The 20,741-nt window shown below is 35.6% G+C and carries 13 protein-coding genes, 3 pseudogenes and 1 CRISPR repeat array; of the genes and pseudogenes, 12 read left to right on the top strand and 4 right to left on the bottom strand.

Features of this window, described 5'->3' with window-relative positions:
• The first annotated feature begins 3 nt into the window (after window positions 1-3).
• Both cas2 and KBW87_RS08210 read left to right on the top strand, forming a co-directional pair.
• Entirely contained in the window at window positions 4-285 is a 282-nt protein-coding gene (gene cas2, locus KBW87_RS08215; RefSeq protein ID WP_057810316.1) for a CRISPR-associated endonuclease Cas2, read from the top strand.
• A 182-nt stretch (window positions 286-467) separates the two neighbouring features.
• A CRISPR array of direct repeats spans window positions 468-1,089; the repeat unit is 31 nt; unit sequence AGTTTTTATTTAACTTAAGAGGAATGTAAAT.
• Window positions 1,090-1,283: 194 nt separating this feature from the next.
• Window positions 1,284-2,525, top strand: a complete 1,242-nt coding sequence (locus tag KBW87_RS08210) for an RNA-guided endonuclease TnpB family protein (RefSeq protein WP_255807315.1) — start codon at window positions 1,284-1,286, stop codon at window positions 2,523-2,525.
• Between the two features lie 207 nt (window positions 2,526-2,732).
• Here the strand turns inward: KBW87_RS08210 and KBW87_RS08205 are convergent, their stop codons facing one another.
• Complete coding sequence (locus tag KBW87_RS08205) at window positions 2,733-3,599, bottom strand: LysR family transcriptional regulator (RefSeq protein ID WP_057810485.1); 867 nt, start codon at window positions 3,597-3,599, stop codon at window positions 2,733-2,735.
• A 208-nt stretch (window positions 3,600-3,807) separates the two neighbouring features.
• Between KBW87_RS08205 and KBW87_RS08200 the strand changes: the two are divergent.
• Window positions 3,808-4,842: pseudogene (locus KBW87_RS08200) on the top strand (zinc-binding dehydrogenase).
• A 63-nt stretch (window positions 4,843-4,905) separates the two neighbouring features.
• Window positions 4,906-5,184 (top strand): alpha/beta hydrolase, encoded by a 279-nt coding sequence (locus KBW87_RS08195; RefSeq protein WP_338108167.1) that lies wholly within the window; start codon window positions 4,906-4,908, stop codon window positions 5,182-5,184.
• A gap of 43 nt (window positions 5,185-5,227) precedes the next feature.
• Here the strand turns inward: KBW87_RS08195 and KBW87_RS08190 are convergent, their stop codons facing one another.
• Window positions 5,228-5,491 carry a bacteriocin immunity protein gene (locus KBW87_RS08190; RefSeq protein ID WP_057810481.1) on the bottom strand — a complete coding sequence of 88 codons (264 nt, stop codon included), beginning with the start codon at window positions 5,489-5,491 and terminating at the stop codon, window positions 5,228-5,230.
• Window positions 5,492-5,737: 246 nt separating this feature from the next.
• Window positions 5,738-5,989 (bottom strand): hypothetical protein, encoded by a 252-nt coding sequence (locus KBW87_RS08185; protein WP_201779839.1) that lies wholly within the window; start codon window positions 5,987-5,989, stop codon window positions 5,738-5,740.
• Between the two features lie 227 nt (window positions 5,990-6,216).
• On the opposite strand from KBW87_RS08185, the gene KBW87_RS08180 reads away from it, so the two are divergent.
• The 8 genes and pseudogenes from KBW87_RS08180 to KBW87_RS08150 form a co-directional block, all read left to right on the top strand.
• Window positions 6,217-17,721 carry a DUF1542 domain-containing protein gene (locus tag KBW87_RS08180; RefSeq protein ID WP_255807313.1) on the top strand — a complete coding sequence of 3,835 codons (11,505 nt, stop codon included), beginning with the start codon at window positions 6,217-6,219 and terminating at the stop codon, window positions 17,719-17,721.
• Window positions 17,714-17,893, top strand: coding sequence for a hypothetical protein (locus KBW87_RS08175; RefSeq protein WP_255807311.1), 180 nt, complete (start codon window positions 17,714-17,716; stop codon window positions 17,891-17,893). The genes KBW87_RS08180 and KBW87_RS08175 overlap by 8 nt, the downstream gene beginning before the upstream one ends.
• A gap of 105 nt (window positions 17,894-17,998) precedes the next feature.
• Window positions 17,999-18,427, top strand: coding sequence for a DUF1542 domain-containing protein (locus KBW87_RS08170; protein WP_255807310.1), 429 nt, complete (start codon window positions 17,999-18,001; stop codon window positions 18,425-18,427).
• Window positions 18,428-18,430: 3 nt separating this feature from the next.
• Window positions 18,431-18,568 carry a hypothetical protein gene (locus tag KBW87_RS08165; RefSeq protein WP_255807309.1) on the top strand — a complete coding sequence of 46 codons (138 nt, stop codon included), beginning with the start codon at window positions 18,431-18,433 and terminating at the stop codon, window positions 18,566-18,568.
• A 72-nt stretch (window positions 18,569-18,640) separates the two neighbouring features.
• Window positions 18,641-18,829, top strand: a complete 189-nt coding sequence (locus KBW87_RS08160) for a hypothetical protein (protein WP_255807308.1) — start codon at window positions 18,641-18,643, stop codon at window positions 18,827-18,829.
• A 31-nt stretch (window positions 18,830-18,860) separates the two neighbouring features.
• Window positions 18,861-19,706 carry a DUF1542 domain-containing protein gene (locus KBW87_RS08155; protein ID WP_255807307.1) on the top strand — a complete coding sequence of 282 codons (846 nt, stop codon included), beginning with the start codon at window positions 18,861-18,863 and terminating at the stop codon, window positions 19,704-19,706.
• Window positions 19,649-19,780: an LPXTG cell wall anchor domain-containing protein gene (locus tag KBW87_RS09655; RefSeq protein WP_369424471.1), complete on the top strand. Its 132-nt coding sequence runs from the start codon at window positions 19,649-19,651 to the stop codon at window positions 19,778-19,780. The genes KBW87_RS08155 and KBW87_RS09655 overlap by 58 nt, the downstream gene beginning before the upstream one ends.
• A 483-nt stretch (window positions 19,781-20,263) precedes the next feature.
• Window positions 20,264-20,572 (top strand): annotated as a pseudogene (locus KBW87_RS08150) (aldo/keto reductase); the annotation flags it as partial.
• A gap of 44 nt (window positions 20,573-20,616) precedes the next feature.
• On the opposite strand, the pseudogene KBW87_RS09650 reads toward KBW87_RS08150, so the two are convergent.
• Window positions 20,617-20,741, bottom strand: a pseudogene (locus KBW87_RS09650) (plasmid recombination protein); the annotation flags it as partial.

Below are 20,741 nucleotides of genomic sequence, written 5' to 3'. Positions count from 1 at the left end.
ATTATGTATATAATTTTGGTTTATGACATTGTAATGGATAAACAAGGTTCTAAAGTAAGTAGACATGTTTTTAAAATTTGTAAAAAATACTTAACTCATGTTCAAAATTCTGTTTTTGAGGGAGAATTAACCAAGGCACAGCTTGCAAGACTGCGAAGTGAATTAAATAGATGGATTAGAAAAGATGTTGATTCAGTAATTATATTTAAAAATAGAAATAAGAATTGGCTTGATAAAGAATTTATGGGACAGGATTTGACGGATTTAACATCGAATATTTTTTAAAATTAATCTGTCGATATGAGACATGCGGAAAAAACACGCAGATCGACAGATGAAAAGAATGCCTGTATAATACTATTGTTGAATTATATCTGATGAGGTAAGTAATCTATATATGCTTTTTTGGTTAGGTCGACAGATATAGCTTTTGAAACTAGTGATATAGCAGGGCTTACGATGGCTAAGGTTTTTATTTAACTTAAGAGGAATGTAAATTTAGAGGACGTAATGAGCTTTACAAAGAGATTTAGCGTTTTTATTTAACTTAAGAGGAATGTAAATCAGTCAACTTACTGTGTAAGCATGTAGGTAAAAGCAAGTTTTTATTTAACTTAAGAGGAATGTAAATGCATGGCAGTCCGCTGTGCTTAGTATCCGCGGTGAGTTTTTATTTAACTTAAGAGGAATGTAAATTTGTATTTCATGGCATGTAATCTCCTATGTAATCAGTTTTTATTTAACTTAAGAGGAATGTAAATGTTTACCACAAGTGCGAGCTTTGCAAGAGAGTCAAAGTTTTTATTTAACTTAAGAGGAATGTAAATTATATCTATAGAGAGATAGATAGATATATAGATGAGTTTTTATTTAACTTAAGAGGAATGTAAATGTAATACTATTATAGATAATGACCTACCAAAGATACGTTTTTATTTAACTTAAGAGGAATGTAAATCCCCTAGGAAAATCCCGGGAGTGGCTTAGTTGGTTTGTTTTTATTTAACTTAAGAGGAATGTAAAGGATAGTCTTGCTCTTATCGGTACCATAACTAAAAGGTTTTTATTTAACTTAAGAGGAATGTAAATGTTTACTAACCCGACACTTATTCTTTCATTCCAAATGTTTTTCATTGCTTTTTCCTTCTAGGCTGATTAAGCAAGGATACCCTGGATTTTAATCCGGGGAGGAATTGCACTTTCAGCCTTTTTATATCTTGTCTTTTTCTCTTCTAATTTCTATGATATAATCATTTTCAAACACTTGTTTGGAGGTGAATAATTTGGATCAGGCAGTAACGATTAAAGCCAAGCTCCTTAATATTGATGATCAAACTACACACGCTTTTATAAAAACCATGACTGCATACAGAGATGCCTGCAACTTCGTCTCACAGTATGTTTTTGACCATGATTTTGAGTTTCGATTTTCTCAGCTAAATCAAGCCCTTTATCATGATTTGAGAGACTTGTTTGGGCTCAAAAGTCAAATGGCTCAATCGGTTATCAGAAATGTTGTTGCTCGCTATAAAACAATCAAAACCCAATTGAAGCAAACACCGTTTCGCTATAATACTGGGGAAAAAGATGCGCAGGGCCATGCTATCTGGTCGCAGATTCCGCGTGATCTCACTTGGCTTTGGCGTCCAGTTAGGTTTAAGCGTCTTCAGCTTGATCTTCAGCGCAATCGCGACTGGTCTTATTTAAATACAAGCAGCCAGCTTTCTTTGAATACCTTAATGGGGAGAAAGAAAGTTGATTTTGTCTGCAAAAATTTCGACCAGTATCTTGATGCTAGCCGTTGGAAGTTTGGCTCAATTAAGCTGCTTCAGTTCAAAAATAATTGGTATGTCCACCTTAGTGCGACCACGTCCTTTTCTGAATATGAATTAAAGCAGACCCAGCATATCGTTGGGATTGACCGCGGCCTGCGCTTTTTGGCTGCCTGCTATGACGAACAGGGCCAGACTCTGCTTTGCAGCGGACAAAAAGTATTGCGCACCAGGCGCAAATATAAGAAACTCCGTGCTCAGCTTCAAGCCAAAGGCACTAAGTCTGCCAAGCGAAGACTTAAAAAGATCGGTCAGCGAGAGAACCGTTTTATAAGCGATGTTAATCATCGCCTTACCAAGACACTCGTTGATCATTACGGTCCCAATACTATCTTTGCTTTAGAAGACTTAACCAATGTCCGCTTTGCGACTGAGAAAGCTGCCAAAAAGCGTCGCTATGAAATGGTTTCTTGGACTTTTTACCAGTTTGAGCAGTTTTTAGCTTACAAGGCTAATTTGAATTCTTCAACTGTTGTTAAAGTTTCTCCAAGATTTACCAGCCAGCGCTGTCCTAAGTGCGGAAGGATCCGCAAGGAGAACCGGAATCATGAGCTGCATCTCTACATTTGTGATAAGTGTGGCTACAAATCCAATGACGATCGCTTAGCAGCCATGAATATCCAGTTCTTGGGCGAACAGTACCACAAAGGTGTTAAAATACCTAAATTTACTAAATTAAGATCTGCCGAGTAAACTTGGTAGGTAAACGGGCATCGTCAACTGCCCGACGATGCAGCCTCGGAGGCGGAAGTCGCAAGACGCTATAACCGCTATCTAATAAAAATAGATGAGAGTTGCAAACCCTAGAATTTATTCTAGGGTAGTTGATGTTTTATCTATTTCTCTAAAATTCTAACTATAAAAGGAGCTCAAGAAAATTTCCTTGAACTCCTTTTTCTTCTATTTAGGCCAATTCTTAGCTAATTCTTTCAAGAAAGGTTGAATGACCGATCTTTGATTTTTTAGATAAGTACCATACAATTCAATATAATTATCTTCATCTTTAATAGGTACTAAAATTCGATTATCATCGTCTCTTTCTTTATAACCAGTTGCTAATGTTAGGTTTGTTCTAAAAACTGGAAAATTGGAATAGTGTGTTAATTCATCTAAAGCTGGCAAATCTTTTTGATATAAAAATTGTACTTCTGGAATATGATCTTCAATTACTTGAACCCATGGCCCAATATCTTGAACTACTAAGAAGCTCAACCCGGCTAAATCTTTGAAAGTGACGCTCTTCTTTTGGGCCAGAGGGTTCATTTTGTCAATGCGAACGGCTAGTTCTTCCGTACCTAAGTACATAGATTCAATATCTTCTTCGTCGAATTCTTCAGCGGTAAAGATGAGCCTCTCCTTATATGTTCTTAAATCTGAAAGAACATGATTTTGGGAAACTAATTGATGGTTGAAAGTTAGTTTCTCTTTGAAATCGTCTTTTTTTGCTTCAGTTAACAATAGTGGACCGGGAGCAACCGAACCAATATTAATATAGTTTTGCATTTTACTGAAGTTTAAAATCTTTTCGGTAAAATCATTTTCTGCCTGAAGCAGTTTCTTAGCTTCTGATGCAGCAAGCTCGCCAGTTTCATTTAAAGTTATACGATTTACTTGGCGATTAAAAAGCTCAACACCCAATTCTTGCTCTAATCTTTTCATTCCTCGTGTAACGCTTGGTTGAGTAATCATTAAATGCTCAGCAGTTGCACTCAAAGTTCCATATTTTTGAAAGACAACTAATTCTTCTAATAATTCTAAATCTATCATGTTTTTTGCCTCACTATACATTTAGTGTATAGTATCACATCGTTACTGGAATATCTATAAAAAGAATTATAGATATTTAATAATTAATATTTAGCTTTTCCAAATCTGTTATACATTCCACGTACAACTCCTATACGATTTAAACAATGTATTTTTTGAGTTGTTAATATAAACTAAAGAACTAACAACTTTTTAAGGAGGATATTATATGAAAGCAGCAGTTTTTGTAGAACCCGGTAAAATGGAAGTTAAAGAAATGCCAAAACCGAAGATTGAAAAGTCAACTGATGCAATTATTAGAATTGTACGTGCTTGTGTTTGTGGTTCTGACTTATGGTGGTATCGTGGAATTTCTAAGAGAGAATCTGGATCATTTGTTGGTCATGAAGCTATTGGTATTGTTGAAGAAATAGGTAAAGATGTAGTTGCAATTCACCCAGGTGACTTTGTAATCGTGCCATTTACTCATGGTTGTGGTAGATGTGCAGCTTGTTGGGCTGGTTTTGATGGTTCATGTTTGAATCCAACTGAAGGTGTAAACGCAAGGTGAATATTTACGTTTTGAACATGCAAACTGGGCTTTGATTAAGATTCCAGGCAAGCCAGAAGACTATACTGATGCTCAATTGAATAATTTCTTAACTTTAGCTGATGTGATGGCGACTGGTTACCACTCAGCAGTTAGTGCCGAAGTTAAAAAAGGTGACACTGTTGCTGTTATCGGTGATGGTGCGGTTGGTCTTTGTGGTGTAATTGGTGCTCGTTTATTAGGAGCTAGTCGCATTATTTTACTTAGTCACCATGAAGATCGTGCTAAGCTCGGTCGTGAATTTGGTGCAACTGACATTGTTTCGGAACGTGGTTACGATGCTGTTAAGAAAATTATGGAATTGACTAACGGTGTTGGTGTTGATGCTGTTCAAGAATGTGTTGGGCTACTAGCGTAATTGAACAAGCTGGCAAAATTGCTCGCCCCGGTGCTGTTATTGGTCGTGTAGGTGTTCCTCAAACTGAACCATCTTCCAACACTTTATTCTGGAAAAACATCGGTCTTCGCGGTGGTATTGCTAATGTCACAACTTACGACAAGAATGTTTTGTTAAAAGCGGTTCTTGAAGCTGAAATTGATCCAGGAAAGGTATTCACTCAGCGTTTTGACTTAGATCATATTCAAGATGTTTATGAAGCAATGGATGAACGTGAAGCTATTAAGTCATTAATTATCGTTTCAGATAGTAAATAATTCATTAAAAGTGCACCTATGTGCGCCCTTTAATTTTTAAAAAATAGTTGTCCCACATATATTTTGGGTGCAAATAGAAAGAATATTCCGGATAATTTAATTATGTATTCGGGAGCGGGAACGCAGAACTATGTGGCTGATGTGCTTGTGCCTGTATCTGGTGTAGAAGCTAGAAAATATATTTATCAAGGCACAGCTAAAAGCTACACTCAGATTACCGTTACAGGTAAATTGGCTCAACATTCGGCGTTGCCACAAAACAGTCAAGTAATTGAATTAATCCAACGTTATATTTTAGAGCAACAATCTCGTCGAAGAACACCAGCAGATCGGCGTCCATAAAAAAGACCAGAGCTTCAAAAAGGCTCTGGCTTTTTTAATAAAATTAGTGGTCGATTTCACTAAGCTCCATCATATTCTTGTGAAGTCTGATGACACTTTCAGGAACTTCCTTATGATTAGTAATATAAGCTGCCAGTGATTTATCTAATGCAAGAGCAACTTCTCGCATTGGTTTACCGGCATCTCTTCTTTCATAAGCGATCCTAAAAATATTCATTAATTCAGTATTCTTTTTAATTTCAGGATCATAATACAAAATGTTTTTGATATCATTTCTGATTCTATACTCTTCATCTATCGCAGCCATAGGATTACCTTCTTTCTAAGTTTAGTATAGTTCTTTTCAGGATTCTTACCTAAATAAAAGTACTAATATTTCTAACTTTCATCCCTGCATTAAAAAGACTGATAATTGCTGTACAACAGATAATAACAAATAATTGTGGCATCAAAAGGCTGATTACGTATCCTATTAGTAAAGTTATGATCCACCTAAATAAATTAAGTTTATTGATTGAATTATATTGGGGTTTATTATAGCGAACCGCAATAGTTAAACCAATATAAAATAAAATAGGAACATTTCGCCGTATAAACAAGAGACTGCAAAAATCAAGTTGGCATTTTCTTCACTAATGAATTTTAGGGATACTGTAATTAGGCTAAGACCAAACAGAATAAAATAATGCAAGTAAATTAATAAATTTCCTGTTTCGTTTGGTCTTTTTTCTTCAATAAAGAAGATCGTCATATTTTTAGAACTAGTTTGATTAATGGTTGATTCATAACCTCGACGTCCCTTCATAATATTAAATATCAAATAAATTATAGCAAATGGGAGATCTAGTAGTTTTCGAAAAAGAAAACTATTAGCTATGTTTTTATTAAACATAAGAAAATCCAAATAACGTTATAACTATAAAAAATAAAATAATGACTTCAAGCTAATATTGTTTAATGTTTAAGTAAATGATGTTATTATATAGACCATGAATAATCAAAGTTATTTATTGTAATAAGGAGAAGGCTATAATGTTTTCAAAGAGAAATATAAAATTGAGAGAAGAAAAAAATAGAGATGAAAAACAAAGATTTTCTATTAGAAAACTAACTATTGGAGCTACCTCTGTTTTGGTAGGGGTGTCATTTTTTATGTATGGTGCACAAAGTGCATCAGCTGCTACCACTGATGATGCTCCTGTAGTTGAAAAATCCGCTACTGAACCGTCAAAAGAAGATGGTAATAAGGTAGTGGAAAGTAATAATCATAATGATTCTAAAAATAATACTGATGACTCAAAGGGCAGTGGGGATGCTCAACGAGATGTAACTTCTGGTACTCAATCAGAGAAAACTGAAAGTAATGAAAACGCAAAAAACTCAGTTGAAACTGCTGATAAAGCAGTAAAGAGTGCTGATGATCAAGCAAAAACACAACCTAGTTCAACAGATAATACTGTAAAAACTGAGAAGGATAACTCTGAATTAAAAAAGGATTCTTCTTTAGAAACGGGAAGTACGGCTACTTCGCAGAATGTGATTGAATCTCAAGATAAGCATGAGCAAACTTCACCTTCAGTTAAAACAGCTGATGAACCAAAAATTGTTGATAACGCCAATGAGTCACCAACTGCTACAACAGTTGAAAATTCTAAGGCTACTCAAACTGAAAACGCATCTGTAGGTAAGAATGATACAACTTCTACCGAAATTCAGAACAATACTAGTGATACTCTAAGTCAAAAGAATACTAATTCTTCTACACTTGCTTCACAAGATGCAAATTCCAAGGTTAATCAAAAGAATGCCAAGTCAGATACTATCGAATTAGAAGTCCCTACTGTTAATAAAGTAGAACCGTCTAAAGATGTTGGTGCTAATACAGTTGCTTTAAATCTAGAGGATACTAAGCATCAATTAACAAATAATATGAGTATAGTTGAAAGTGAAAAAATTGGTGCTTTATCTGTTAAAAATAGAGCTATGCTTTTATCTGATAAAGATAGAGCTATATTGACATCCTTAATAGCAGAAGATCAAGATCCTAATGCCGTAACAGTTAGTGATGCTAAGGGATTTATTAATGCAATTGAAAATGGTACTGCTACTACTATTAATGTTGCTAAAAATCTTAATTTAGCGGACCAAACAGATAAGAAGTATACAGAAATTAATATCAAGAATAAGCGTAATATTGTAATTCAATCAGATAATCCAGAAGAAAAACGTACAATTGATTTCTCTGGATATTCATTTGATATGAATACAGAGAATTCCGTAACCTTTAAAGATTTGAATATTTATGCTCGTAGTTACTGGGGCCTTGTTTATAATGCTGGTGGCTACACATTTAATAATGTTAACTTTACTGGTTCACAACTTATCTATACTAAACCAAGTATTAATTCAACCTTAACATTTAAGAATAATATTACTGCAAATTCTGTTTCCTCTTATGTAGGACCACTTGATGGTAAGACCCGCGATACTCAACAAAACGGTGGGCAGCAAATTCTTCAATTTGAAGGTGGAACAAATCAAATTATTTTTGATGAAAACAGTAATGTGACCTTAACAACAGAAGATGCTAATGCTCTTGAAATTGATGGTGGGACCACAACAATTGATGTAAAAGACGGTGCAAATGTAGCAATTAATCCACATTCTAAAGGTAATCCTGAAAGTCGTAATGGAATTGGAACTGGGTATGTTGCTCGTGCTATTGCTGCCAATGCAAAGATGACAATTAATATTGATCCAAATTCAACTTTAACTATTAATACTGAAAAGGTAGATGACGATAAAGATGTTGCAGGAGCATTATATTTAAATTCTGATGCTGCTCTTAATGTAAATGGTAAATTAGTTATCAATTCAAATGGCACACCAAGTGCAAGCAAAAGCAATGGTGTTCCAGTATACATCAATGGAAGTGCAAATATTAATGTTGGAAATGGTGGTAGTTTCGTATTAGATGCTACAAATCTTGGAGACTATAGTTCAAGTCTAATTTCTGTTAATGGTAAGGGGACGGTTAAGTTAGATCCTCACTCTACTTTCAAGATTAGCGGTGACGGTACTGGAGCTGTAACTGCAATTAATCTTTCAAGCGGTAGTACTTTCACTTCTGACCAACCAGATTCATTTACTATTGATCTCTCCGCAAATACCAGTAATGGTAAGTCACTAATTAAAAATGGTACTATTAATTTCAGTCGTGTTAAGACGGTTACTGATGGAAACGAATCACAGCCTTTGGGCAAAATTGATGTAACTTATGATAGAAATGGTAATGCTACTTCTTACACAATTACTGCACAAGATAAAAATACGGTTAATCAAGTAGCAGAGGGACTGGCTAACAAGAGCTTGATTAGCTTAGTTAAAGCTGGTGAGGACGTTACTCTATCTAACCTTCATTTAAGTAAGAATAATGTATTGACTGGTACTGTAGCTTCAAGTGGTAGTGACAATCCAATTTATGTAACTGTTACCGTTGGTGGGGTAAGCACTAATGTGCCAGTAGTAGGACATTACACTGTGTACACCAAAACTAATAAAACAGTAACTTCAAACAATGTTGATTACGCTGCACAAACTGCTTCAACTGGTGGTAACTTCTCTATTGATTTATCCAAGCTTGCAAGCAAGTTGACTGATGATGCACAAGTTGCAGTTACTGCTACAAAAGATTTCGTTGAATCTGCTCAAACTAAAAGCGTAGCAGCATTACGTGCGCTTAATACTGCTACTCTTCAAGAATTAGTAGATGCTGCTCCAGCAGAAGAAGCAAAGCCAAGTTACTACAATGCTACTGAAGAAGCTCAAAAGGCATATACTGATGCAATTTCAAATGGTAAAACTATTCTTGATAATCCAAATAATTACGATCAAGGTGACGTTGATGATGCCGTAACTGCCATTCAAAATGCTCAAAAAGCTTTAACTGGTAAAGAAACCAACAAGACTGAACTTCAAGATGCTATTAACCAAGCATCAACAGTAGAATCAAGCGATAACTACACTAATGCTGATTCTAATTTACAAAAAGCCTATACTGATGCAATTAGCGCAGGTCAAACAGTTTTGAGTAACGATAATGCTACTCAAACTGAGGTAGATAATGCATTAACTACCATTAATAATGCAAAAGCTGCTTTGAATGGTGATGCTAAGAAAGCAGCAAGTAAGGAAGCACTTCAAAAAGCAGTTAATGAAGCATCTACTGTGAAATCAGATGATGCTGCATACTACAATGGCTCTGATGAAGCTAAGACTGCTTATGATAAGGCAATCAGTGCTGGTCAAACAGTTTTAGCTGATCCAGACGCAACTGCTACTCAAATTACTGATGCTTTAAAGGATATTAATACTGCTAAGGGTAATCTTAAAGGTGAAGCAACTGATAAATCAGCGCTTCAAAAAGCAGTTGACAATTCTGCAACTGTAAAAGAAAGCAATAACTATACTAATGCGGACGAAACTCAAAAGACTGCATATGATAATGCAGTTACAGCTGCACAAACAGTTTTAGATAAAACTAATGCAACTCAGGCAGAAGTAAACCAAGCTCTTCAAAATCTTGAAACTGCAAATAGTAACTTAAATGGGAATGCCAAGACTGAAGCCGCAAACAAGGCTGCCTTAGAAGCTGCTGTCAAAGATGCACCAAACGTAAGAAATACGTCTGCATACTACAACGGTAGTAAAGAAGCCCAAACAACATATAATAATGCAATTACTGCTGGTCAAGCAGTTTTGGATAATCCAGATGCAACTGCTACTCAAATTACTGATGCTTTAAAGGACATTAATACTGCTAAGGGTAATCTTAAGGGTGAAGCAACTGATAAGTCAGCGCTTCAAAAAGCAGTTGACAATTCTGCAACTGTAAAAGAAAGCAATAACTATACTAATGCAGACGAAACTCAAAAGACTGCATATGATAATGCAGTTACATCTGCACAAACAGTTTTGAATAAAACTAATGCAACTCAAGCAGAAGTAAACCAAGCTCTTCAAGATCTTGAAACTGCAAATAGTAAGCTAAATGGCGATGCTAAGACTGAAGCCGCAAACAAGGCTGCCTTAGAAGCTGCTGTTAAGGATGCACCAAACGTAAGAAATACGTCTGCATACTACAACGGTAGTGAAGAAGCCCAAACAGCATACAATAATGCAATTAAGTCTGGTCAAGCAGTTTTAGATAATCCAGATGCAACTGCTACTCAAATTACTGATGCTTTAAAGAACATTAATACTGCTAAGGGTAATCTTAAGGGTGAAGCAACTGATAAGTCAGCGCTTCAAAAAGCAGTTGACAATTCTGCAACTGTAAAAGAAAGCAATAACTATACTAATGCAGACGAAACTCAAAAGACCGCTTATGATAATGCAGTTAAAGATGCACAAACAGTTTTAGATAAAACTAATGCAACTCAAGCAGAAGTAAACCAAGCTCTCCAAGATCTTGAAACTGCAAATAGTAACTTAAATGGGAATGCCAAGACTGAAGCCGCAAACAAGGCTGCCTTAGAAGCTGCTGTCAAAGATGCACCAAACGTAAGAAATACGTCTGCATACTACAACGGTAGTGAAGAAGCCCAAACAACATACAATAATGCAATTAAGTCTGGTCAAGCAGTTTTGGATCAGGCAAATCCATCTGCAAGTGATGTTAAGAATGCTTTAGATGCAATTAATGCAGCAAAAGATAACCTTAAAGGCGAGGCCACTAATACTGAAGCCTTGGAAACAGCTTTAACCAATGCCAATAATGCTAAGGAAACTGGCAACTATACTAACGCCGACCAAGCAAATCAAGAAGTTCTTAATAATGCAATTACTGCTGGTCAAGAGATTTTAAAGAATACTAATGCAACTCAGGCAGAAGTAAACAATGCAGCCAAGGCTATTACTGATGCAATCAATGGCTTGAATGGTGATACTAACCTTACAAATGCTAAGAATGCTGCTACTGAAGATATTCAAAAGGCTTTAACTAAGAAATTAGAAGAAATTAATTCAGCTAATAATTTAACTACTGATGAAAAGACTGCTTTGAATAATGAAGTAGCTCAAAAGGCTCAAGCTGCTAAAGAAGCAATTAAGGCTGCAACTACTCCAGAAGCTGTAACTACTGCTCAAGACAAAGGTATTAAGAATATCACTAATACTGAGGTACCAACTGAATCAGCAGCAAAACAAGCAGCTAAGAAGGCAGTAGCCGAAGCAGCAAAAGCAAAGACTAATGCAATTGATTCTTCAAACTTAACAGTTGAAGAAAAAGCAGCCTTGAAGAAAAAGGTTACTGAAGCACAAACCGCTGCAGATCAAGCAATTGACAATGCAAAAACAAATGCAGCAGTGACTGAAGAAGAAGACAAAGGTATTAAGGCAATTAATGGTATTGAAGTACCAAATAAATCAGATGCTAAGGAAAAGGCAATTACTGATCTTAATACTGCTGTTGAAAATGCTAAGAAAGCAATTGATCAAGATAGCAACTTAACAGATGAAGAAAAACAAGCAGCTAAAGATCAAATTGATTCTGATGCTAAGACTGCTCAAGAAGCAATTGATAATGCAAAGACTAATGATGATGTTAAGAAGGCAGCTGCTGATGGTACATTAGTAATTGATAAGGATGTTGCTAATGCAGCTATCGACAATGCAGTTGCCGGTAAGAAGAACGAAATTTCTAAATCACCATTAACTAATGAAGAAAAGACTGCTTTAAACAATGAAGTAGATGAAAAGGCAAATACTGCTAAAGAATCAATCAATAATGCCACTACTCCAGAAGATGTAACTGAAGCACAAACCAATGGCGTGAATGCAATTAATGGTATTGAAGTACCAACTACATCAACTACTAAGGAAAAAGCAACAACTGACCTTAATACCGCAGTTGATGAAGCTAAGAAAGCAATTGATCAAGATAGCAACTTAACAGATGAAGAAAAACAAGCAGCTAAAGATCAAATTGATTCTGATGCTAAGACTGCTCAAGAAGCAATTAACACTGCCAAGGCTAATGATGATGTTAAGAAAGCAATCGATGACGGTACATTAGCAATTGATAAGGATGTTGCTAATGCAGCTATCGACAATGCAGTTGCTGGTAAGAAGAACGAAATTTCTAAATCACCATTAACAGCTGAAGAAAAGACTGCTTTAAACAAGGAAGTCGATCAAAAGGCTCAAGCTGCTAAAGAATCAATCAATAATGCCACTACTCCAGAAGCTGTAACTACTGCTCAAGGAAAAGGTATTAAGAATATCAATGATATTGACGTACCAACTGAATCAACAGCTAAACAAGCAGCTAAGAAGGCAGTAGCCGAAGCAGCAAAAGCAAAGAACAATGCAATTGATACTTCAAACTTAACAGCTGAAGAAAAAGATGCATTGAAGCAAGAAGTAACTGAAGCTCAAAACGCTGCAAATACTGCAATTGATAATGCAACTACAAACGCAGCAGTGACTGAAGCACAAAACAAGGGCGTTAGTGCAATTGACGACATTGAAGTCCCAACAACATCAGCAAATAAGGAAAAGGCAATCACTGATCTTAACAACGAAGTTGAAAATGCTAAGAAAGCAATTGATCAAGATAACAACTTAACAGATAAAGAAAAGCAAGCAGTTAAAGACCAAATTGACTCTGATGCTAAGACTGCTCAAGATGCGATCAACGGTGCTAAGACTGACAATGAGGTAAACAATGCCGTTAACAGCGGTAAGGTTTCAATTGATAAAGAAGTTGCTAACGCAGCAATCGATAATGCAGTTGCTGGTAAGCTTAAGGAAATTCAAGATCCACTAACTACTGACGAAAAACAAGCTTACACTGATTTAATTAATTCTGAAGCAAATAATGCAAAACAAAATATTGCTAACGCAACTACTGTTGAAGAAGTAACTACTGCACAAACAAACGGTGTAAATGAAATTACTAATACCGAAATTCCAACCACTTCTTCCGCTAAAGATAAGGCCATTGCTGCCATCAATGATGCTCTTCAAAAGAAGACCGACGAAATCAACAACGCATCTAATATCAACACTCAAGAAAAGACTGATTTAATTAATCAAGCAACTGAAGCAGCCAATGTAGCTAAGAACAATATCAACAATGCTACTACTAATGTCGATGTTAATACTGCCCAAACAAATGGTGAAAAAGCAATTGCTGATGTAACAGTTCCAAACTTGTCTGATGTTAAGAAGGAAAGTATTGATCTAATTAACAAGGCCTTAGATGCCAAGACTGACGAAATCAACAATGCTTCTAACCTTTCTCAAGATGAAAAGCAAAGTTTGATCAATGATGCAACTAATGCCGCAACTGAAGCAATTAACAACGTCAACCAATCTCAAACAAATGACGATGCTAAAGCTGCTGCAACTACTGGTGTTCAAAACATCGAAAACATTACTATTCCAAGTCTTGATGAATCTAAGAAGAATGCTAACCAAGCTATTGATGACGCATTGAACGCTAAAGTAAATGAGATTAACAATGCTTCTAACTTGAATGATACTGAAAAGCAAAAATTAGTTGATCAGGCAAAAGCAGCAGCAACTACTGCTAAGAATAATGTTGAAAATGCAACTACCAACGATGATGCTCGCGATGCAGCAAATGCTGGGATTGATAACATTAAAGGTATTACCTTTACTTCACTAGAAGATGCTAAGAAGGCTGCAAATACTGCAATTGACAATGCTTTGCAAGTTAAGACAGATGAAATTAATAATGCATCTAACTTAAGCACTGATGAAAAGCAAGACTTAATCAATCAAGCAAGTGAAGTAGCTAAAAATGCAAAAGACAATATCAACAATGCAACTACCAATGATGCTGTGACTGACGCGCAGAATAAGGGTATTGCAGATATTGCTAATGTGACTGTTCCAAGCTTAGCTCAAGCTAAACAAGATGCAATTAATGCAATTAAACAAGTTCAAGATGCTAAGAATAAGCAAATCTCTGCTGCATCTAACTTAAGTGCTGAAGAACAAAAAGAATTAAGTGATCAAGTAGATAAAATTGCTAACGATGCAATTGCTCAGATTAATGATTCATCAACTACTACAAATGATGCAGTTACTGCAACACGTGATGACGTAATCAAGCAAATTACTGATCTATTTATTCCAACTCTAGACGGTGCACAAACAGATGCTCTTAATGCAATTGAAAGTGCTAAGAATGCTAAGCTGAATGACATTAACAACGCTACTCACTTAACTGATCAAGAAAAGCAGGCTTTGGTTGATCAAACAAATAAAGCTGCCGATGATGCAACTAAGGAAATTAAGGGCGCTCAAACTAATGATGCAGTCAAGAGTGCAGAAACAGCCGGTTTAGATAATATTAATAACATTACTATTCCAACCTTAGTTCAGAAGCAGCAAGAAGCTATTGGAGAATTGAATGTAGCACGTGATGCTAAGAATAGGGCAATTGATGATGCTACTGATTTAACTACTGATGAAAAGAACAGCTTGAAAGATAAAGTTCAAGCAGAATACAGTAACGCAGTATCAAATATTACCAGGGCAACAACTGATGAAGCAGTAACAACTGCTAAAGAAAACGGGATCGCTGCAATTAAAGACATTGAAATTCCAACTAAGTCAGCTGCTAAGGAACAAGCAACAAGTGACCTTAATACTGCAGTTGATGAAGCTAAGAACGCAATCGATCAAGATAACAACTTGACTGATGAAGAGAAGCAAGCAGCTAAAGATCAAATTGACTCTGACGCTAAGAAGGCTCAAGAAGCAATTGATAATGCTACTACTAATGATGAGGTTAATACGGCTGTTGATAATGGTAAGCTTGCCATTGATAAAGATATTGCTAATGCAGCAATCGATAATGCAGTTTCTGGTAAGAAGAACGAAATTTCTAAATCACTATTAACTGATGAAGAAAAGGCGGCTTTAAACGATGAAGTAGATGAAAAGGCACAAGCTGCTAAAGACGCAATCAATAATGCCACTACTCCAGAAGCTGTAAGTACTGCACAAGAAAATGGTATTAAGAAGATCAATGATACTGAAGTACCAACTGAATCAGCAGCGAAAGAAGCTGCTAAGAAAGCAGTAGCAGAAGCTGCCGAAGCTAAGAACAATGCAATCGATTCTTCAAACTTAACAGCTGAAGAAAAATCTGCATTGAAGCAAGAAGTTGCTGATGCACAAAATGCTGCTAATACTGCAATTGATAATGCAACTATCAATGCCGCAGTAACCGAAGCAGAAGATAATGGTATTAAAGCAATTAATTCTATTGAAGTACCAACTAAGTCAGATGCTAAAGAACAAGCAACAAGTGACCTTAATACCGCAGTTGATGAAGCTAAGAAGGCAATCGACCAAGATAGCAACTTGACTGATGAAGAGAAGCAAGCTGCTAAAGATCAAATTGACTCTGACGCTAAGAAGGCTCAAGAAGCGATTGATACTGCTAAGACTAACGATGACGTCAAGAATGCAATCGATGATGGTACATTAGCAATTGATAAGGATGTCGCTAATGCGGCCATCGACGATGCAGCTGCTGGTAAGAAAGCAGAAATTTCTAAATCATCATTAACAGCTGAAGAAAAGACTGCTTTAAACAATGAAGTCGATGAAAAGGCAAATACTGCTAAAGATGCTATCAATAATGCCACTACTCCAGAGGCTGTAACTACTGCACAAGAAGATGGTATTAAGAAGATCAATGATACTGAAGTACCAACCGAATCAGCTGCCAAAGAAGCAGCTAAGAAAGCAGTAGCCGAAGCTGCAGACGCAAAGAACAATGTAATCGATTCTTCCAACTTAACAGACGAAGAAAAATCTGCATTGAAGCAAGAAGTTAGTGATGCTCAAAGTGCTGCAAATCAAGCCATTGATAATGCAACTACTAATGCAGCAGTAACTGAAGCGCAAGACAACGGTGTTAAGACAATTAATAGTATTGAAGTACCAACTAAATCAACTACTAAGGAACAAGCAACAACTGATCTTAACAACGAAGTTGAAAATGCTAAGAAGGCAGTTGATCAAGATACCAACTTAACTGACGAGCAAAAACAAGCGGCTAAGGATCAAATTGACTCTGACGCTAAGAAAGCGCAAGATGCCATCAACAATGCTAAGACTAATGATGATGTTAAGAAGGCTGTTGATGATGGAAAATTAGTAATTGATAAAGATGTTGCCAACGCTGCTATCGATAACGCAGTAGCTGGTAAGAAAGCAGAAATTTCTAAATCATCATTAACAGATGAAGAAAAGGCGGCTTTAAATAATGAAGTCGATCAAAAGGCTCAAGATGCTAAAGAAGCAATCAATAATGCCACTACTCCAGAAGCTGTAAGCAGCGCTCAAGAAAGTGGCATCAAGAATATCAATGATACTGAAGTGCCATCTGTATCTCCTGCCAAAACTGCTGCTAAAGAAGCTGTACAAAAGGCTGCTACTGATAAGATTACAGCTATTAACAATGCCTCAAGCTTAACTAAAGAAGAAAAATCAAAATTAGTAGATCAAGTAAACAATATTGTTACTCAAACTGATGCTAATATTGACAAGGCAACAACAAATGCAGTGATAAAAGAAGCTCAAGAAAATGGTATTAGTGATATCAATAATATTGAGATTCCAACAACGTCCTCATCTAAAGATCAAGCAGCTAATACCATTGATCAAGCTGCTGATGAAGCTAAAAAGGCAATCGATGCAACTCCTGGTTTAACTGATGATCAAAAACAAGCAGCCAAAGGTCAGGTTGATAAAGATGCAGAAAATGCTAAGAACAATATTGCTAATGCTACAGATGACCAAGGCGTTCAGAATGCTACAAATGCTGGTTTATTAGATATTGACAAAGTAACTGCTAAAACTGCTGTTGATTCTGCTGCCGCTATTAAGAAAGATGAAATTTCTAAAGCGCCACTTACTACTGATGAAGCTAAGAACTTGAATGATTTAGTGGACGCAGAAGCTCAAGCAGCAAAAGATGCAATTAATGGAGCTACTACTATTCCTGGTGTTGAAGATGCTAAGAATACTGGTGTAGATACCATTAATAACATTCAAGTTCCAACAACTTCTCCAGCCAAAGATAATGCAAATCAAGCAATTGATAATGCTTTAGCTAACAAGACTCAAGAAATCAACGATGCAAGTAACCTATCTGATAAGCAAAAACAAGATCTAATTGATAAAGCTACTCAAGAAGCTGAAAATGCTAAGGATAATATTCAGAAGGCTACTAGTGATGAAGCAGTCAACCAAGCTACTGATAACGGCGTGAAAGCTGTTGCAGACATTACAGTTCCAAGTTTAGATAATGCTAAACAAGATGCCACTCAATTGATCGATGATGTTCTTAAGCAAAAAGAAGATGAGATCAATAATGCAACTTATTTAACTGATAAAGAAAAGAATGATCTTATTAAACAAGCTGAAGATGCAGCTAACGAAGCTAAAAATAAGATTAATCAATCAACTACTAATGATGATGTTGCCTAAGGAAAGAGATAGAGGAATCGAAAAGATTACCAATATCAAGGTGCCAAGTTTAGACGATGCTAAGAAGAATGCTTCTAAGGCGATTGATGATGCTTGGGAAGATAAAACTAAGGAAATCAACGATCAATCTAATTTATCGATAAGGAAAAGAACGATCTTATTGATCAAGTAACTGAAATTGTGCGAATAAAGCTAAAGATAAGATCAATCATGATGTCACTAATGCAGATATGCTAAGGATGAAAAAGAAGGTATTGATGAGATTGTCAATACCAAGGTGCCTGGATTAGATGATCACAAACGAAATGCAATTGATTCCTTAGATGAAGCTAAGACTACTAAACTTACCGAAATTAGTAATGCTACTAATTTGACTGCTAAGGAAAAGAATCAGTTAACTCAACAAGTTAATACTGAGTATAATAAGGCTCTTGATAATATTAATAAAGCTACAACTAATTCTGAAGCTGATAAGGCAAGCGCAGATGGAGTAGCAGCAATTCTTAATATTGAAATTCCAAGTCTTAGTGAAAAGAAGCAAGATAGTATGATGCTCTTAAACGAAGTTCGTGAGGCTAAAAAAGAAGAAATCAATAGTGCAACCAATCTGAGTGAAGACGAAAAAGATAAGTTGACTAAGCAAGTTGATCAAATTGCTGATAATGCTATTACTGCAATAACGGTGCAAAAGATGATCAGGCTGTGAAGGATGTGGAAGATAAAGGTATCCATGATATCCCTTGATGTTAAAGTTCCAAGTTGGATGAAGTTAAGAATAATGCTAAACAAGCCAATTGCTGATGCCTTAGAAAGCAAAACTAAGCAGATTAAGATGCACCAAACTTAGATACTGCTACTAAGCAAGATTTAATTAATCAGGCTAATGGATGCCGCAGAGAAAGCAAATAGAATATTGAGAATGCAACGAGCAATGATGCGGCCCTTAAAAGCGGCAGATGAAGGTGTTAAGGAAATTAATAGCATTAATATCCCAAGTCTCGATTCTGCGTTAGAAAAAGCTTTGAATGCAATTCAAGATGCATTAACTAATAAACTTGATGAGATTAATAAGGCAACTATTTACCACAAAGTGAAAGAAATGAATTAATCACTCAAGCAATAAGACTGCCGAAGATGCTGTGAACGCTGTAAATACTGCTAAAACTAATAGCGCTGTTCAAGAAGCCGCAAGCGAAGGTGTAAAGAAGATCAATGCAATTGTTGTGCCAGCACAAGTAATTGACAACAATACTCCTTCCAACAATGATCAAACAAATACTGATCAAACAACACTTGAACAAGATAAAAACCAAGCTATTGATTCTATTAATAATTCACTGAATAATAAAGTGAGTGAAATTAATAATGCCTCACACTTAACTAATGAGGAAAAGCAAAACTTGATTGATCAAGCTACTGCAGTTGCAGATAAGGCTAAGGAAGCAATTAATAATGCAAGTACATCTGAAGAAGTAGAAGATGCTAAGAATAAGGGAATTGAAGCAATTGATAAGATTGTGATCTCAAGTAATTCAACTTCTAAGCAAGAAGCAATTAATACAATTGACAATGCATTGAAAGATAAGATTAAAGATATTAATAACGCTTCAAACTTGTCTAATAAAGAAAAGCAAAACTTGATTGATCAAGCTACTGCAGTTGCAGATAAAGCAAAAGAAGCAATTAATAATGCAACTGAGGCTACAACTGTTAAGAATGCTATGGATCAAGGTGTAGAGAGAATTAATAGTATTGAAGTTCCAAATAAAGTAATTAGTAAGAAAGATACAAGCCAAAATTCTAATAATGTTAACCAAGTAGAAAAGACACATACTAGTTCACATGCTAATCGCAAGGGTGTTACTAAGGAATCTAACTCTACTTCCTTAAATGCACAAAATCCAAAATCTGATAGTAATTTAATAAGATTGCTAAAAATAAGAAGGTATTACCTCAAACTGGTAGTAAACAAAATGAAGGATTAGTCGCTTTAGGACTTTTAGCAGTTGGTATCGCTGGATTAATTTCTGTTTTAGGTTCTCATAAGAAGAAAGACTAGATTGTATTTTAGATCTAATTAGTTTAAAACTCCTTTAAAACTCTGACGAGTTTTAGGGGAGTTTTTTTATATTGATATAAAGTAAAAAGCATTAAGATAGTTCTCAATGCTTTTCTTATGCGTGCGCAGGAATAATTAAGTAAAAAGTTTATGAAATTTTGAGTTTGGTCTATAACAATTACATTATATGTACTTAGAAATTGAATACAAATCTGTCCAAAAATTTCCAATAAATTCATTGCAATTAATAAACCAAAAATACTTTTCTTTTTGTATGCAATGTAACCATAATGACAAGACGCAATTACACTGGAAAGTGCTAATGCAAATAATAACTCGGTAATCATCTAATCCTCTTTTCCAAATTTGACATTCTTATTTTATCATTGTTTAAAAATTAGATATCAAAATTAATTGTTTTTCCTTGAATTGTTGTATAGTTAAGGAAACTAGTTTAGGAATATAAAAAAGGAGGAGAATAAAATGAAGAGTTTGACTTTAAATAGTGGAGTAAAAATTCCTATTTTAGGATTTGGAACTTACGAAATTTTACCAGCTGAAACAAAAAAGGCGGTTTTAGCGGCTTTTAAAGATGGGTATCGTTTAATTGATACGGCACAATACTATAACAATGAAAGAGAAGTTGGGGATGCCATTCGCGAGAGTGAGTTAAAGCGAGAAGATGTCTTTATTACTACGAAAACAATGACAGATGGATATTATGAAACCAAAGTGGGCTTAGATGAATCACTTGCTAAAAGCGGTTTAGACTATTTTGATTTAGTTTTGATCTGTTGTTTCAGCGTGGTAGTCATCTCTTTTAATTCGTCCTTTGCCTTTTTATATTCAAGCACCGTTAAACTTTTACGCTCTGACCCTTTTTCACCACGTTCAAGCTCAAAACCATGCTCATTTAAATACTTTGGTAATTCGTCTTGCACCGCCTGTAAGGCTTGACGAT

The organism is Lactobacillus intestinalis (genome assembly GCF_024397795.1).
Lineage (GTDB): Bacteria > Bacillota > Bacilli > Lactobacillales > Lactobacillaceae > Lactobacillus > Lactobacillus intestinalis.
Note: the sequence above shows the minus strand (reverse complement) of the source record. Positions and strands in the feature narration are given on the sequence as shown.